A 14,238-nucleotide genomic window follows, 5' to 3' on the forward strand; every position below is an offset into this window, starting at 1 on the left:
GGGAAAGGTCAGGCGCCGCGCGTCTTGAGACGAGAGAGCAAGATCGTTCGGCCGAAACTCGAATGCGCGATGAATATTATAGGAGCCGACGCGCGATGAAAACCCGGCAGGCGAGAATTGTTATTCTCCCTGTGGCCGCCATTCCATCATGACGGTTTCGCGACCGGACAATGTGTTCGCGCCGCGCCCGACGCGCGAAAATCCGTCACGTTCATAAAAACGGATGGCGCGAGCGTTGTCCGCATTGACGTCAAGCCGAACAAGCCTTGGCGAGACATTTCGCGCCGCCGACAGCAGCGACGCGCCGAAGCCTGCGCCGAAGCGATTAGGAGCGACGCAAATCTGATCGAGCCAGCCGTCCGCCGGGTTGATCACGACGAAGCCTGCAAGCGTCGACTGAGCGTCAAACAGGCAGAGGGTCACCGATCCAGTCGCTTCCAACTCCCGAATGCGGCGTCGGAGCCAGTCGCGACGCCCCTCGAAGTCGATCTCGGGATAGGTGACCCGCCAGGAGGCGACCCAAACGTCGAGAATGAAGGGCCAGTCGTCGTCGACGCGCAGACGCAGATTCAGCGACGCCTGTGCGGTCGGGGCGTTCATGCCTTCCTCATCAGATCGAGCAGCTGGCGGTGGATCGCCTCATTGCCTGCGCAGATTTCGCCCTTGCCAAGCATGTCTGCGCCGCCTGAAAAATCGCTGACGAAGCCGCCGGATTCACGAACGAGCACGATTCCCGCCGCCACATCCCAGGAGCTGATGCCGCGCTCCCAATAGCCGTCGAAACGCCCGCAGGCGACCATCGCGAGATCGAGCGCGGCGGCGCCCAAGCGGCGAATGTTGGCGATTTTTCCCATGCCGGCTGCAAGCTCGCGCTTGAAGGATTCATGGTCGCGAACCCGCGCCAGCGGCGGAATTCCGCAGGCCACCATCGACTCGCCGAGCGAACGCCGCGCCGCGACGCGCATGCGGCGATTGTTGAAATAGGCGCCCTGGCCGAGCTCGGCGACGAACATGTCGTCGGTGGCGGGATTATAGACGAGGCCGGCGACGAGACGGTCCTCGCGCTCCAGCCCGATAGAGATGGCGAAGACTGGAACGCCGTGGAGGAAATTCGACGTGCCGTCGAGCGGGTCGATAATCCAGCGGTGGCTCTTGTCGGAACCTTCGACGACGCCGCCTTCCTCGAGAACGAAGCCATAGCCGGGGCGCGCCTTCGACAGTTCGTCGAACAGAGTCTTCTCGGCGCGCTTGTCGGCCGCGCTAACGAAATCGCCCGGACCTTTCACCGAAACTTGGAGGTTCTCGACCTCCCCGAAATCGCGTTTAAGGCCACGTCCCGCTTTCAGAGCGGCGGCGGTCATCACATTCATCAAGGCGGAGCGAATCATTTAAGAAGAGCCTAGGGGGAGGGTTGTGGGAGGTTCAACGCTTTTCGAGCGCGGCGGGCGCCCGGTGACGCATGCGGAGGGTTGTTCAAATGCGCCAGTTTTCGCCCTGGAGCCAGTCCCTTTTTCGGCTTTGCCGCCGCTTCGTCTCCATGGGCCAAAAACGCTCGACACAAGGGCAGCTTGGCGCGCGTTAACCTTAAATTAACGATTATCATGCAGCCTGAATGTGTCCCTAGGTGGGACCTTCGAGTGGCTTCTTCTCCACTCGTCCTTGATGCCTCCCTGTCAAGAAGCCTTGAGAGCCGCCGTTGCGGCTCTCTTTTTGCGTTCGGCGCGGGACGGCCCGTTAAGGTTAAAGAAAGGCTAAGCGCGCGCCCCTCGGTGCTCTGCGTTACAGTTCATGCCATCAGAGACGCAACCGCGTCGCATTTGCGTGAACGTTCGTATGGCTCGAGTCAAAGGCAGCGTGGGGGAGAAGCAGCCGGTCTCTTTCATCGAGAGACTGGCGGGATCGGAGGGCTTTTGCGCTCTGTTTCGCGAGGGAATGAGCCTCGTGGAGGAGGCGGCCTGCTATCTCGACGGCGACGGACGTCTCGACGCGAAATCGCTGCCACGGACCGAAGCTCTCGCCTATGCGGCTGAAAGCATGCGGCTGACCACGAGATTGATGCAGATTGCGTCCTGGCTGTTGCTGCAGCGCGCGGTGAACCAGGGAGAGCTGACGCGCCATCAGGCGGCGAGCAATCGGCATCGCGTCAAGCTTCGCGAGCAGGAACTCGCTTCCGCCCCCGAACTCTTCCAGCGCCTGCCGCTCCGCCTGCGCGAGTTGTCGCTGCAGTCTCTGCGCCTGCAGGCGCGGATCATCCACCTTGACCGGCTGATACATGCGCTCGAGCCGGCCCTTGCCGCGCCGGCGCCGCTGTCAAGTCCGGTCGAAGCCCAGATCGCGAGACTGCGCGCCGCTTTCGCCCAGTGATATCCTTCAGGCGAACCAACTGGAGGCGGCGGTTTGACCGCCGCCTTCTTTTTATTTCTTGCCGAAAGAGAGATTTCCGAAGCGGGAGTTGAAGCGCGACAAACGTCCGCCGCGGTCGAGCAGTTGCGTTGATCCGCCCGTCCAGGCCGGGTGCGTCTTCGGATCGATGTCGAGCTGCATCGTGTCCCCCGCCTTACCCCAGGTGGAACGGGTCGTAAATTCCGTGCCGTCGGTCATCACGACCTTGATCATGTGATATCCGGGGTGGATGTCCTTTTTCATAACGATGCATCCTTTTTGCGATGGAAACGACTGAAAACCCACGCCGCGGCGGCGCGGGGTCGGCCGTTCGAAACAAGCGAATTTGCTGGCGCTGATAGCGCACTGCGGGCAAATGGGCAAGTTGGCCCCTAACGGCCGGGCGCCACAAGCGAGGAATACAGATAATGAGCGGATACCGAGCCGATCTGCCGCAGCTGAAGCCGGATCTCTTCGTCAGCGACGGCGGCATGGAGACGACGCTGATCTTCCATGAGGGCGTCGACTTGCCGCATTTCGCGTCGTTTGTTCTGCTCGACAGTGAAGAGGGACGGGCGCGGCTCCGCGCCTATTACGAGCGCTACCTCGCGATCGCGCGGCGCCACGGACGCGGCTTGATGCTGGACAGTCCAACCTGGCGCGCGAATCCCGACTGGGGCGCGAAGCTTGGCTATGACGCGGCAGGGTTGAAGCGCATCAATGAAGCATCGATCGCGCTGCTCGACGAACTTCGGCAGGCTTGGGAGACGGCTCAAACGCCGATCGTCGTCGCCGGCGTGATCGGGCCGCGCGGAGACGGCTACGCCGAAGGGCGCATGAGCGCCACGGAAGCGGAAGACTATCACGCGCCGCAGATCGCCTCCTTCGCCCAAACGGCCGCCGACATGGTCGCGGCCTACACGCTGAACTATGTCGAGGAGGCGATCGGGATCGCCCGCGCCGCCCGCGCGCTCGCCATGCCCTGTTCAATTTCCTTCACGGTGGAGACCGACGGCAAACTTGTCGGCGGGCGGAGCTTGCGCGACGCGGTAGAGACGGTCGATCGGGAAACCGACGCAGCGCCTGCCTATTACATGATCAACTGCGCCCATCCGACGCACTTCGAGCAGGCGCTCTCCGCGGACGCGCCGTGGATGAACCGGCTGCTCGGCGTCAAGGCCAACGCTTCGACGAAAAGCCACGCCGAGCTGGACGAATCGGAAACGCTCGACTCGGGCGATCCCAGCGATCTTGGCCGTAGATATCGGAAATTGCGCGAGACATACCCCGGCTTGCGCATCCTGGGCGGATGTTGCGGGACGGACGACCGCCATGTCGCCGCGATCTGCGAAGCCTGCGCCTAGATCGCGCTGCGTGATCTGCACTGGGCGATAAAGCCCAGATGCAGCGGGATCTAAAGCGCTCAGGCCGCAAGCATTCTATGCACTTCGGTGACCAAGTCCCGCAGATGGAACGGCTTGGAGAGGATTTTCGCCTGTCGCGGCGCGTGACTGTCGGGGTTGAGCGCCACGGCGGCGAAGCCGGTGATGAACATGACCCTGATGTCGGGATCGAGTTCGGTCGCGCGGCGGGCGAGTTCGATTCCATCCATCTCGGGCATGACGATGTCGGTCAGCAGGAGTTCGAAGGGTTCGACCCGAAGCTGATCGTAGGCAGAAAGCCCATTGTCGAATGACGTGACGGAAAAACCGGCCTGCTGCAAAGCCTTGACCAGGAAGCGCCGCATGTCGTTGTCGTCTTCCGCAAGCAGAATTCTTGCGGTCGGTCTATCGTTCATCGCCATCCTCGCGGGTTTTTAGCCATATCGCCCGAGCTTCGTAAATTTCAGGTGAAACCGGGGTGGCGCCGCGTTAACTTAGCGCCCAGTATAGCGCCACGCACCGTCCTTTTTGAGCTTATCCGCCACGCCGGCGCTAGTCTGAAGCGGCGGTCGCGGCGCGAAAATGAGAAAAACGAATGAACGACGGCATGCGCGAGTGGCGCGAAACCAGTTTTACGGCGACGCCCTGCTGCGAACCGGAATTTGAACGCGCCTTCGATATCGTCGAGCCGGATGCGCTCATCTCGCCGCTGGTGTTTTCCTCACCGCATTCGGGGCGGATCTATCCTGCGCGCTTTCTCGCCGCGACGCCGCTCGACGCGGCGACGCTGCGCCGTTCCGAAGACGCTTATGTCGACGATCTCTTCGCCTCGGCCTCATCCATGGGAGCGCCTCTGCTGCGGGCGCGCTTTCCCCGCGCCTATCTCGATCTCAATCGCGAACCCTACGAACTCGACCCCAAGCTCTTCGACGGCGCTTTGCCGTCCTTCGCCAATACGCGTTCTCTGCGCGTCGCGGCCGGACTGGGCACGATTCCGCGCGTCGTCGCCGATGCGCGCGAGATCTATGCAAGCCGCCTCACGCTCGAGGAAGGCTTGCGGCGCATCGACAGCCTCTACAAGCCCTACCATGCGGCCTTGCGCGGACTGATGGAGCGCGCCGCGGCGCATTTCGGCGTCGCCGTGCTGATCGACTGCCATTCGATGCCTTCGACCGGCGCGCGCGATCCCTTGCTTTCCACGCGGGGCGACAAGCGGCGCATCGACTTCGTCATCGGCGACCGCTACGGCGCCAGCGCCTCCACCGGACTTGTCGACGTCGTCGAGGATCGGTTGCGCGGCCGCGGCTATCACGTCATGCGCAATCGGCCCTATGCGGGCGGTTTTATCACCGAGCATTACGGCAAGCCCGCCGGGGGCTGGCACGCCCTGCAGATCGAAGTGTCGCGTGGTCTTTACATGGACGAGTCTACGCTCCAGAAGAACGAGCGCTTCGACGCCGTCGCCCGCGATCTTGCGGACGTCATGGCGGTGGTGGCGCGGCACGAAGACTTGAGCGAGATTTTGGGCGGCGAGCGGCGGGCGGCGGCCGAATAGCCGGGCGCTCGAAGCGCCCCGCCGGGAGCTGGCATGACCGCCGTTGATTTCGATAAATTCGTTGAGCGCCTCGCCGACGTTTCGGCGGAAGCCATCATGCCCTTCTTCAGGACCGCGCTCGCCGCCGACGACAAGGCGCATGGCGGCGCGTTCGATCCCGTCACGGAGGCCGACCGCGGCGCCGAACTCGCCATGCGGCGGCTGATCGAGGCGACCTTTCCCGACCACGGGGTCTATGGCGAAGAATTCGGACATTTGCGCGAGAACGCCGAATATGTCTGGGTGCTCGATCCGATCGACGGCACCAAGAGCTTCATCTGCGGCCTGCCGCTGTGGGGCACTCTGATCGGCCTCACCCATCACGGGCGCCCCTGCTACGGCCTGATGAGCCAGCCGTTTACCCGAGAGCGATTCTTCGGCGACGGCGAGGCCGCCTATTGGCGCGGGCCCGCGCGCGGCGCGGAGGGCGCGCGCGGCGTTCTTGAGACGCGCAAGATCGCCTCGCGCCACTGTCCAGAGCTCGCGCAGGCGACGCTGATGACGACATCGCCGCTGCTGATCGACCCGGCGCTGCGCGAGCATTTTCACCGCGTTGAGCGCGGGGCGCGGCTTTCCCGCTACGGCGGCGACTGCTACGCCTATTGCGCGCTTGCGGCCGGCCATGTCGACCTCGTCATCGAGACGAATTTGCAGCCCTACGACATCGTTGCGCTGATTCCGATCATCGAGGGCGCCGGGGGCGTCGTCACCAACTGGAGCGGCGGCGCGGCGGCGCTGGGCGGCGCCATCGTCGCGGCGGGCGACCCGGCGCTGCACGAACAGGCGTTGGAGCTGCTTAACGCTTAGACCATTCTGCACTGCAGCGTGATTGGTCTCAATGTTTAGAGCACGCTCTATGAAACGCGCGCTTCGCCCGGAATGAAAGCGTCGAAGCCGCGCCAGAACTGACTGCGAAACTCATCGCGTTCCATCATGAGTTCATGCTTGGCGCCGGGAATCATCGCGAGAACGCCGCTGTCGAGATTTTGCGCGAAACGCTCGATGGCGGCGTTAGAGACGATCGTCTCGCGCCCGCATCCGAACATTAGAGCCGTAGCGCGAATTCTTCGGGCATAGTCGGGCGATTCGAAGCCCCTCATGAGACGGAAGGCGGCGTTGACCCAGCCGATCGTCGGATCGCCGATGGCGAGCTGCGGCGCCACCCGGAGAATCGCCGCGTTCCGTTCGAAGCGAACCGGATCGGTGGTCAGGAGATTGCCCTTGAAGGGCTTCTCGATGAAGGAGGCGCCGGTTCCGCCCGGGATGTAATTGCCGCCCAGTCCGCACATGTCGAGTGTGTCAGCGAGCCAGCGTGAGGCGCGCGGAAAGCGCAGATTGGCGAGATCAATCATGGGAGCGGTCAGCACGAAGCGCTGAAACGGCGTTTTTCCTGCATGCGCCGCGTCCAGCAGGATGGCCGCGCCCATCGAATGGGCGAGGGCGAACCAAGGCTGCGGTCGCTCGCTCAACACCTGGGAGATGAAAACCTCCAGATCGCGTTGATACTGCGAAAAGTCGTCGATATGGCCCTTGCGCGGGTCGGCGAGTTCGCGCTCCGAGCCGGCCTGGCCGCGCCAATCGAGCGCCACCACGTCGAGGCGGCGACTTCGCAACTCCTCGATCGTCTCGAAATATTTTTCGATGAATTCATTGTGGCCCTGGAACAGCGCCACCGTGCCGCGCGCACTCCCGCTGCAGGGAAATGCGGCTGCGCGCAAACGGCGACCGTCGCGCGTCTTCAGGATGTAAACGGCGGCGCCCTCGGGGATCGGGTTGCCGGGCGACGCGACAAGTTCTCGCATGGGCTCTCCTCGGCGCTTCAGAGCCGAATCTTCGCGCCAAGATAATGCATTTTGGCGACAAGGCCGAACGGCGCCGTTTCAGTCGGCGCAGAAAGCGGCAAGGCGTTGCGGCTCCGCGAAGTTCATTCTGCCGTTGACGATGGCGTCGACCCGTCCGGACGCGCCGATCAGATAGTGCAGCGGGGTGACCACGCCGCCGTCGGCCGTGGCGCCGTAGAAGGCCCGCGCGCTCTTTGCTTTCGCGACATCGGTTTTCGTCGAATCGCCGACGCGAAAAATCTTCCAGGGCAGGCCGTAGGTTTTGAACTTCGCCAGATCCTTGGGGTAGTCGCTTGCGCGCGCCGAGACGAAGACGATGTTCCAACGATCGGGGCAGGCGGCGGCGATCGCCTTGAAGCCTTTCATTTCGGCGAGACAATTCGGACACCAATATGCCCAAAGGCTGACAAGCGTCGGCCGACCGTTCGCCATCAGCGCACGCTGATCGAGCGGCGCGCCATTTGCGCCCACGAGATCGACCTCCCTCAGAGAGGCCTTCATCTCGTCCTCGGTGACCGCGCGCGGCGCGTTCGCGCCGATGATCTCGGCGTGCGCCGAGGCAAGCGAAGCGCAGAACAGAACGGTCAACAGAAGAGTTCGCCGCATCATAAGCGTCCTGAGGAAAGGCGGCGCAATAGCGCGCCGCCTTTGAAAATGGAGCGTCCCGGTCAGAATCTCACGGTCAGCCCGGCATAAAAGTTCCGACCCATGCCGGGCACCTGACGCACGCTCGCAAGACCCGCATTGCGTCCGAAGAGGAACGCATTGCGCGAATAGTTCGTCAAATCGAATCCGCCAAGCGGCAACGAGTAAAGCGCATCGGTGACATTGTCGACGCCAAGGTCGATGCGCATATTGCTCCAGTCATAGGCGGCGCGGAGATTGAGCAGCGCATATGCCGGGGTCGTGAACTCGCCCTTGTTCGCTGACACGTGATCCTTAGGCGCGACGAGTTGCGTTTCAGCGGCCATGCTCAACCCGCCGATCTGGTGCTCGAGCGCAATGCGCGCATTGGCCGGCATCAGGTTCCACAGACCGTCGCCCTTCTTGATCAAGAAGGACGCGACGGAGCACAAGCCGTTGCCAGGCGGACAATACTGCGGATTGCCGATGTCGAGATTTCGTCCATAGACGAAACTGACGACGCCCACCGCCTGTAGCCTGCCGTATTCGGGCGATTCATGCAGCTTCACTCTGCCCGAGCCGTCGACGCCGTATAGCTCCGCATTGAAATTGCGGAACTGCATGATCTGGAAAATGTAGGAATTCGCCACGGGAAACTGATTGAAGGTCCCGCCGGTCCTCGCGCCGTCGATGTAATTCTCGACATAGGCATAGAAGGGCGAAATCCGCGCTTCCCAATTGTTTGCGCCGGACATGTCGCGCCAAGCGCCGGTGAATGCGACATTGTGCGCCACTTCCGGCTTCAGATTGAGGTTGCCGGTATACCCATTGCCGTCGCCGAACCAGTTGAACATCGCCGTGAACGGGCCGGCGACCGGCCAAGTGTAGCGTTCATAGAGATTGGGCGAGCGCGTTTTGCGCGAATAGCCGAACTCGTAAAGACTGCCAGGTTCCGGCTCATAGCGCGCCAGAGCGGTCATGTCGAAATTGATGTCGGTGCGCGCGCGATTTTGCGCGTTGAAGATATTGACCGCCAAATTATTAGCGCGCGCGAGCAGGGGGGAGTTGGGGAAGATAAAGGGCGTGTAGCTCTGGCCAGGACCAGTGTCCATCCAGACGATGTCGTTACGAACGCCGATCAGGCTGGACCACTGAGGCGTCCAGCGGCGCTCCCATTCGACATACGTGCCAAAGCGATTACGTTGGCCGCCGTTGATGTTCACATTTGCGAAGGGCCGGCTCAAACTGCCGGGCGGCGTCGCGAACCCCTGCGTAAAACCGGTGGGATCGGAAGGCCAGTAGTCCTGCAGTCGATAGCCATGGAACTCATTGCCGATGCGGAAGAGATCCTGATCGCTGTAAGGAATTTCCGCTTTTACCGAATAGCCGAAGTCGCGGCCGAGCGCGATCATCGGGTGATTGAGCCAGAATCGGTCCTCCAGGAATCCCATCTTGTGGAAGACCTGATGCCAGTAGGCGCGCGCCTCCAGCGTGCCCCATTCGAAGGCGCCCTTGTAGAGGGCGTCCAGCGAATAGGAGCGATTGCGCGTCATATCCATGCGTTGGTTCGGGTAGCCCTGATAGGGAATGTTCTGATAGGCGCCGCGGAAGGTGAACAGATGCCCTTCGTTCTGGTAGCCGAGCGTGACGGCGTGGTTCTCGGACATGAAACTCGTTGAGAGAACTTTGTCGCCGTTGCCGCCGGCGTGATAGTTCGTCGCCCGCTGCCAGGACCCGTTGTAGAGAAGGCTCCAATGGTCGTTGGCCATGTTGATGTTTGCCGAAACGCCGACGCCATTGTTGTTGCCGCGGAAGAACGCGGAGACTGTTCCCGTCGCCAGCACTTCATTGTTGGGACCAAAGCGCAGCGTCCCGGGAACCGGCAGCGGCAGATAGGGAACAGGCGGGTAGGGACTTGCGGCGACGATCGGCGACACCGGCGCGCCGCCCGGACCGACGACCCCCGGCGCGACGACAGGCGTCGCAAAGACCGGCGATTTCGGCGTGACCAGAATAGAGCCGCCGATCGAATCGCCGCCTTTGCTGACGGACGAGACCGCGGTCACGACTTCAACGCGGCCGATCGTGTTCGGATCGGTGTAGCTCAACGGCGAATTCATGTGATTGGCGCAGGAGGACGTGGCCTGCACGCCGCCGACGACAATCTTCAGGCGATCGTCGGCGAGACCACGGATCGCCGGGAGGCCGGAAACGCCGCCCCCTGTCTGAACGCTCACGCCCGGCTGATGCTCAAGAAGCTTCGCCGTATCCGTTTCGGGAGGTTTTTCCTCCACGATTTCTCTTTGCGTGACGACGGTCTCGTTGGCCTTATCCACCGGCGTCGTGGTTGGCGTCCCCTGCGCGGCGCCGACGACGATCTGAGGAAGAGAGACTTGGGCCTTGGCGGTCGCAAGCGAGGCCAGGATCAACGCGCAAGCGCTTGCGCCGCGCAGTAGGGCGGGACGGTACATTGGATGAGTTCTCCTGATCCGCCGGCGAACGGCGGTTGAAACGGTGCGTGTTTTGTTTCGTCAGGAGAGCGCAGGAGGCGCGCGCGAGCGCGTTTCGCCGGGCCGGCGTCGCTCTCGCGGTTCGAAAGGCCAGGAGTCGAAATAGACAAGCGGCGTTGGCGGCTGTTTGAGCCGCGCGATCGGCGGCTTTTCGGAAAGGATCGGCCCCGCGGCAATCTGGCAGGCGCCGCAGTGCGCGTGCCAGCCGTGCGTCGGCGCGCCGCTCGGCGCCGTCTCGTCCGCAGCGGCGTGACTCGTGAAGCAGAACTCTTGCGTCGCCGACAGGGCCGCATGCGGCGCGATCGTCGCCTGCAACAACGCCGAAACGACGAAAAGCGTCGCAGCAAGAAAGGCGCGCAGGCCTTTCCGCCTTGCGTTCGTCTTTGCTGTCTTCGTTGAAGCCGGAGGTGACATGCCGCTACGCCGATTCATTTCGTGCAACTTAGCCGCTACGTTTTCTTCCGTTTCCCCCCGATCGGGAGGGTGACGCTCGGCATTCACGTAAATTCTTGTCATTGTTGCAGTTGCGCAACACAGAAGCTAAGGTGCGAGCGATTGGCGCCCGGGTGTTTCTACAGATTCTTCTAGGGCTCCAGGGCAGTGCGACGTTTCGCTGGCGGAAAGCGCCATCGCGACGACCGGCCTTGCGAAGGCGTGGCGAGAGGTCGCACCGGGTGAAGACATGACCTCGACGAAAGATGCGGATGCGCGCGTCATCGCGGCCATCAAAGCCGCAGGCGACGAAGCGCAGCACTGGCCCCATGCGCTCGACGAGATCGCGCATTTGCTAAATGTGCGCTTTGCAGCGCTGCTGTTCGAAGACCGTTGTTCGGCGCTGTTGGAGCTCAAGCATTCGACACGCGCCGAGAAAGCCTGGATCGTCGAATATCTGCGCAATCATCGCAAACTCGATCCGGTCAAGGCGCGAGTCCTGGCCGAGATTGGCGTCGGGCGGGCGTTCTCGTCGGAAGACTTCGTCTCCCTGGACGAGCTTCATCAAAGCGGCGCCTACCAGCGCTGGATGGCGCCCTTCGGCCTCTCCGATATGATCGGCGGAGTCATTCACCGATCCGAGACCGGCGTTTGCCTATTCGTCGCCTTTCGCGATCAGGCTGCAGGTCTCGCCGACGCCGACGCGAAGGCGCGGCTTGACGCGCTTCTGCCGCATCTCGCGAAGGCCATCGCGCGGCACAAGCCGGCGTCGGACACATCCGCTCTCGTCGAATTGTTCGAGGAGCTGACATCGCCCGTGCTTGTCGTCGACAGCAGGATGCGCATCGTCCATCGGAATCGCAGCGCCGACGAGATGCTTGGCGAAGGCGATGCGCTGGCGATCTCCGGCGATACGCTGACTCTGCGCGATCCGCGCGCGAAGGAGGCTTTGGAACGTGCGCTCGCCCGGATCGGCGACGCCGATGCGGAAGCCTTCGCGATCATGGTAAAACGCGGGGAGTCGCGCTGCTGCGTGATGCATGTGCTGCCGCTGTCCAAGGGACTGTCGGCGCTGTTTTTGCGCAGGCTCGCGCTCAACTCCAGCGAGGGTGGAGCAGTCGCCGCGGGCGTGTTCGGCCTCACCGCCCGCGAGAGTTCGGTGCTGCTCGCCATCGCTGAAGTGGGCGGCGTCCCGGCCACCGCGCGCGCGCTTGGTCTGAGCGAGGGAACTGTCAAAGGTTATCTGAAAAGCATTTTCCAGAAGACCGGCGCGACCCGCCAGGCGGATCTGGTCAAGCTCGTGCTTGCTCTGGAATCCCCCTTCCGCGCGCCGGAGCGCCATCCGCTGCCGACGGAGACGCTGTTATCCGCGTCGCCGGCGCCTCTTGAACGACGCCGCAGCGCTTCTTAAATCGTTGCCAGCGCGGGCCGTAACGGACGCGCTAAGAGGCGCGGCGCGATAACGCTAGCGCGCCGCATGTCGCTCAACTGGAGGATATGTCATGCGTCAGTTCGATCTCTCTCCGCTGTACCGCCAGACCGTCGGCTTCGACCGTCTGTTCAACCTGCTCGATCAGGCCAGCGGCTTCGAGACGACCCAAAGCTACCCGCCATACAATATCGAGCGCACGGGCGAGAACGCCTATCGCGTGACCCTCGCGGTCGCGGGCTTCTCGCGCGAGGAACTTTCCGTCGAGACCAAGGAAAACACCTTGGCCATCAAAGGCTCGAAAGAGCCGGCGCAGCCTGCGGAGGGCCGCGAGGTCCTGCATCAGGGCATCGCCGCGCGGGCCTTTGAGCGTCGGTTCCAGCTCGCCGACCATGTGGTCGTCACAGGCGCCAGCCTCGTCAACGGCTTGCTGCACGTCGACCTCGTGCGCGAGATTCCGGAGGCGCAGAAGCCACGCCGCATTGACATCGGCGTGACGACGCCGTCGGCGACCATCGTCGAGTCAAAGGCTGCGTAACGGCGGAAAATTCAAAGGAAATGTCAGGGGCACCCTTTCGGGCGCCTCTTTTATTATCCGCCGGCTTTTGGCTTTGCGGCGCTGTCGGGCGTCTTCGCCGTCGCTGAACCCATCGGGGCGGAAGCCGGCGGCGCCGAGGCCGTCGGGGCCACGACAGTCGCGCCGCTCGCGCCTGACGGCGGGACGATCGCTCGGCGCGAGGAGCCTCCGGCGGCCCGGGCGGCCGCTGCGCGCTTCGCAGGCGTGGACACGCTAGCCGACGGGGCGGCCGGCTTTTCAGCCGTCCGCTCCGCTGGAGGCGCGGCGCTTGGCGTATGATCAGCCGAGACCGGCGCCGAGGGAGTAGGGGCGCTTTCAGGGCTGTGCGGCGACTGCTGCGTCGCTTGCGCTTGCGGCGGCGCGCTGGCGGCGGGATCAGCTTTCGGCTCTCCAGACGCCGAATCCCCCGCCGGCTTGTCGGCGGGCGTTTCCTTGGCGGCCTGCGCCGAAGGAACAGCGCCAGAGTCCGGCGCCTTTTCTGCAGAGGTCGGCGCTGGCTTAGCTGTGCTTTCCGCAGTCGGCTGCGGCTCCTGGGCCGCTTGCGCCGGCGCGGGGACGCTGGCTTCGTCGGACTTCGGCTCTGACGGAGCCAAGTTGGCTGGCTTGTCGCCGCCGGTATTGGCAGTCGCCGCCGAAGGCGTAACCGTTAAATCGGAGCTCTTCTGTTCCGGGCTCGACGCGGGCGGCGTCTCAGCGTCCGACGCGGATGGCGTCCTGGCGCTCTGAGCGTTGGGCTGGGGCTCCTGCGACCGGGCGGCGGACGGCGCAGTCTTGGGCTCGATCGGCGTAGCCGCGGACGGCGCCGCGGTGGGGAGGGCTGCAGGCGCGATCGCTGTCGGAGGTGGGGAGGACGCCTCGGGCTTTGTTGTCGGAGCGACTGCGCGCGAACTCTTCGACGCCGCGCTTTTCTGAGCCGTCCGAGCGCGCTGGCTGTTCGGCGCCTTATCGGCCAAAGCTGCGCCGCCGGGCTGTTGGCGTCCACGATCGGCCGGGCCAACCGCCCCGGAAGCGCCGGCGCCCTGCGGCGGGTATGGAGCGCCGCCCGTCGAGGGGGGCGTCCCATAAGCGTCGCCGCCGGAGGGACCGTAATCGCCGCCATAGCGCGGTCCACGATCATACATCGGCGGAGGGCCAAGTCTGACCGCACGCAAAACGCGGCCCTCATAGGGGTCGATGATGAAGCGCATTTCGCCTTCTCGGCGACTGACGCCGGTCGCGACGATCTGCTCGCCGCGACGGCCGAGCGGCCCAACGAGTCGATAGCCCTCTCGTCCCAGAATCGAGGCGACGGCCCTACGGGAGGCGAAACCTGGCTCTTCTGGGGGAATTTGCTGGCGGTAGCTATAGGCGAACGGCCGAAAGAAAAACTGCGCGAAGGCGTGCTGCGGAACGGCGGCGCTTGCCGCCAGCGCCAACGCGAACGGCAAAATCGCTTTCCCCTTGAATGACCGCATTGTTTGTTCCCTG

General features: G+C 63.6%; 15 protein-coding genes. 6 read left to right on the forward strand and 9 right to left on the reverse strand.

Annotation, left to right across the window (positions count from 1 at the left end; translation table 11 throughout):
* Nucleotides 1-120: 120 nt before the first annotated feature.
* Both IYX23_RS08000 and IYX23_RS08005 read right to left on the reverse strand, forming a co-directional pair.
* Nucleotides 121-600: a GNAT family N-acetyltransferase gene (locus IYX23_RS08000; RefSeq protein ID WP_196392396.1), complete on the reverse strand. Its 480-nt coding sequence runs from the start codon at nucleotides 598-600 to the stop codon at nucleotides 121-123.
* Complete coding sequence (locus tag IYX23_RS08005) at nucleotides 597-1,388, reverse strand: inositol monophosphatase family protein (protein WP_196392397.1); 792 nt, start codon at nucleotides 1,386-1,388, stop codon at nucleotides 597-599. Before IYX23_RS08005 ends, IYX23_RS08000 begins: the two co-directional genes overlap by 4 nt.
* Before the next feature lie 445 nt (nucleotides 1,389-1,833).
* On the opposite strand from IYX23_RS08005, the gene IYX23_RS08010 reads away from it, so the two are divergent.
* The gene (locus tag IYX23_RS08010; protein ID WP_196392398.1) at nucleotides 1,834-2,364 is read left to right on the forward strand and encodes a DUF1465 family protein; all 531 of its coding nucleotides are present in this window, start codon (nucleotides 1,834-1,836) and stop codon (nucleotides 2,362-2,364) included.
* A gap of 51 nt (nucleotides 2,365-2,415) precedes the next feature.
* Here the strand turns inward: IYX23_RS08010 and rpmE are convergent, their stop codons facing one another.
* A complete protein-coding gene (gene rpmE / locus IYX23_RS08015; RefSeq protein ID WP_018408626.1) occupies nucleotides 2,416-2,646 on the reverse strand; it encodes a 50S ribosomal protein L31 in 231 nt (76 codons plus the stop codon).
* A 164-nt stretch (nucleotides 2,647-2,810) separates the two neighbouring features.
* Here rpmE and IYX23_RS08020 point away from each other — a divergent pair, with 164 nt between their 5' ends.
* Entirely contained in the window at nucleotides 2,811-3,746 is a 936-nt protein-coding gene (locus tag IYX23_RS08020) for a homocysteine S-methyltransferase family protein (protein WP_196392399.1), read from the forward strand.
* A gap of 59 nt (nucleotides 3,747-3,805) precedes the next feature.
* Here IYX23_RS08020 and IYX23_RS08025 read toward each other — a convergent pair whose 3' ends face one another.
* Nucleotides 3,806-4,180 carry a response regulator gene (locus IYX23_RS08025; protein WP_026223012.1) on the reverse strand — a complete coding sequence of 125 codons (375 nt, stop codon included), beginning with the start codon at nucleotides 4,178-4,180 and terminating at the stop codon, nucleotides 3,806-3,808.
* A gap of 179 nt (nucleotides 4,181-4,359) precedes the next feature.
* Here IYX23_RS08025 and IYX23_RS08030 point away from each other — a divergent pair, with 179 nt between their 5' ends.
* Nucleotides 4,360-5,319 carry an N-formylglutamate amidohydrolase gene (locus IYX23_RS08030; RefSeq protein ID WP_196392400.1) on the forward strand — a complete coding sequence of 320 codons (960 nt, stop codon included), beginning with the start codon at nucleotides 4,360-4,362 and terminating at the stop codon, nucleotides 5,317-5,319.
* A 33-nt stretch (nucleotides 5,320-5,352) separates the two neighbouring features.
* On the forward strand, nucleotides 5,353-6,165 hold the full coding sequence (hisN, locus tag IYX23_RS08035) for a histidinol-phosphatase (RefSeq protein ID WP_196392401.1): 813 nt from the start codon (nucleotides 5,353-5,355) through the stop codon (nucleotides 6,163-6,165).
* Nucleotides 6,166-6,212: 47 nt separating this feature from the next.
* On the opposite strand, the gene IYX23_RS08040 is transcribed toward hisN, so the two are convergent.
* From IYX23_RS08040 to IYX23_RS08055, 4 genes are all read right to left on the reverse strand, one after another.
* A complete protein-coding gene (locus IYX23_RS08040) occupies nucleotides 6,213-7,160 on the reverse strand; it encodes an alpha/beta hydrolase (protein ID WP_196392402.1) in 948 nt (315 codons plus the stop codon).
* Nucleotides 7,161-7,238: 78 nt separating this feature from the next.
* Nucleotides 7,239-7,805, reverse strand: a complete 567-nt coding sequence (locus tag IYX23_RS08045; RefSeq protein WP_246716582.1) for a TlpA disulfide reductase family protein — start codon at nucleotides 7,803-7,805, stop codon at nucleotides 7,239-7,241.
* A gap of 62 nt (nucleotides 7,806-7,867) precedes the next feature.
* A complete protein-coding gene (locus IYX23_RS08050) occupies nucleotides 7,868-10,294 on the reverse strand; it encodes a TonB-dependent receptor plug domain-containing protein (protein WP_196392404.1) in 2,427 nt (808 codons plus the stop codon).
* Between the two features lie 60 nt (nucleotides 10,295-10,354).
* A complete protein-coding gene (locus IYX23_RS08055) occupies nucleotides 10,355-10,747 on the reverse strand; it encodes a DUF2946 family protein (RefSeq protein ID WP_196392405.1) in 393 nt (130 codons plus the stop codon).
* Nucleotides 10,748-11,015: 268 nt separating this feature from the next.
* Here IYX23_RS08055 and IYX23_RS08060 point away from each other — a divergent pair, with 268 nt between their 5' ends.
* Together IYX23_RS08060 and IYX23_RS08065 are read left to right on the forward strand one after the other, a co-directional pair.
* Nucleotides 11,016-12,176 carry a LuxR C-terminal-related transcriptional regulator gene (locus tag IYX23_RS08060; protein ID WP_196392406.1) on the forward strand — a complete coding sequence of 387 codons (1,161 nt, stop codon included), beginning with the start codon at nucleotides 11,016-11,018 and terminating at the stop codon, nucleotides 12,174-12,176.
* Nucleotides 12,177-12,267: 91 nt separating this feature from the next.
* Nucleotides 12,268-12,732, forward strand: a complete 465-nt coding sequence (locus IYX23_RS08065) for an Hsp20 family protein (protein WP_196392407.1) — start codon at nucleotides 12,268-12,270, stop codon at nucleotides 12,730-12,732.
* A gap of 53 nt (nucleotides 12,733-12,785) precedes the next feature.
* On the opposite strand, the gene IYX23_RS08070 is transcribed toward IYX23_RS08065, so the two are convergent.
* On the reverse strand, nucleotides 12,786-14,225 hold the full coding sequence (locus IYX23_RS08070) for a hypothetical protein (protein ID WP_196392408.1): 1,440 nt from the start codon (nucleotides 14,223-14,225) through the stop codon (nucleotides 12,786-12,788).
* Nucleotides 14,226-14,238: the final 13 nt, after the last annotated feature.

This window comes from Methylocystis sp. L43 (genome assembly GCF_015709525.1).
GTDB lineage: Bacteria > Pseudomonadota > Alphaproteobacteria > Rhizobiales > Beijerinckiaceae > Methylocystis.

Excerpts from the sequence above, each read along its gene's own strand:
- hisN (WP_196392401.1), top strand. The coding sequence starts at position 5,353 with ATGACCGCCGTTGATTTCGATAAATTCGTTGAGCGCCTCGCCGACGTT.
- rpmE (WP_018408626.1), bottom strand. The coding sequence starts at position 2,646 with ATGAAAAAGGACATCCACCCCGGATATCACATGATCAAGGTCGTGATG.
- IYX23_RS08040 (WP_196392402.1), bottom strand. The coding sequence starts at position 7,160 with ATGCGAGAACTTGTCGCGTCGCCCGGCAACCCGATCCCCGAGGGCGCC.
- IYX23_RS08025 (WP_026223012.1), bottom strand. The coding sequence starts at position 4,180 with ATGAACGATAGACCGACCGCAAGAATTCTGCTTGCGGAAGACGACAAC.
- IYX23_RS08005 (WP_196392397.1), bottom strand. The coding sequence starts at position 1,388 with ATGATTCGCTCCGCCTTGATGAATGTGATGACCGCCGCCGCTCTGAAA.
- IYX23_RS08020 (WP_196392399.1), top strand. The coding sequence starts at position 2,811 with ATGAGCGGATACCGAGCCGATCTGCCGCAGCTGAAGCCGGATCTCTTC.
- IYX23_RS08065 (WP_196392407.1), top strand. The coding sequence starts at position 12,268 with ATGCGTCAGTTCGATCTCTCTCCGCTGTACCGCCAGACCGTCGGCTTC.
- IYX23_RS08010 (WP_196392398.1), top strand. The coding sequence starts at position 1,834 with ATGGCTCGAGTCAAAGGCAGCGTGGGGGAGAAGCAGCCGGTCTCTTTC.
- IYX23_RS08055 (WP_196392405.1), bottom strand. The coding sequence starts at position 10,747 with ATGTCACCTCCGGCTTCAACGAAGACAGCAAAGACGAACGCAAGGCGG.
- IYX23_RS08060 (WP_196392406.1), top strand. The coding sequence starts at position 11,016 with ATGACCTCGACGAAAGATGCGGATGCGCGCGTCATCGCGGCCATCAAA.
- IYX23_RS08045 (WP_246716582.1), bottom strand. The coding sequence starts at position 7,805 with ATGCGGCGAACTCTTCTGTTGACCGTTCTGTTCTGCGCTTCGCTTGCC.
- IYX23_RS08030 (WP_196392400.1), top strand. The coding sequence starts at position 4,360 with ATGAACGACGGCATGCGCGAGTGGCGCGAAACCAGTTTTACGGCGACG.
- IYX23_RS08070 (WP_196392408.1), bottom strand. The coding sequence starts at position 14,225 with ATGCGGTCATTCAAGGGGAAAGCGATTTTGCCGTTCGCGTTGGCGCTG.
- IYX23_RS08000 (WP_196392396.1), bottom strand. The coding sequence starts at position 600 with ATGAACGCCCCGACCGCACAGGCGTCGCTGAATCTGCGTCTGCGCGTC.
- IYX23_RS08050 (WP_196392404.1), bottom strand. The coding sequence starts at position 10,294 with ATGTACCGTCCCGCCCTACTGCGCGGCGCAAGCGCTTGCGCGTTGATC.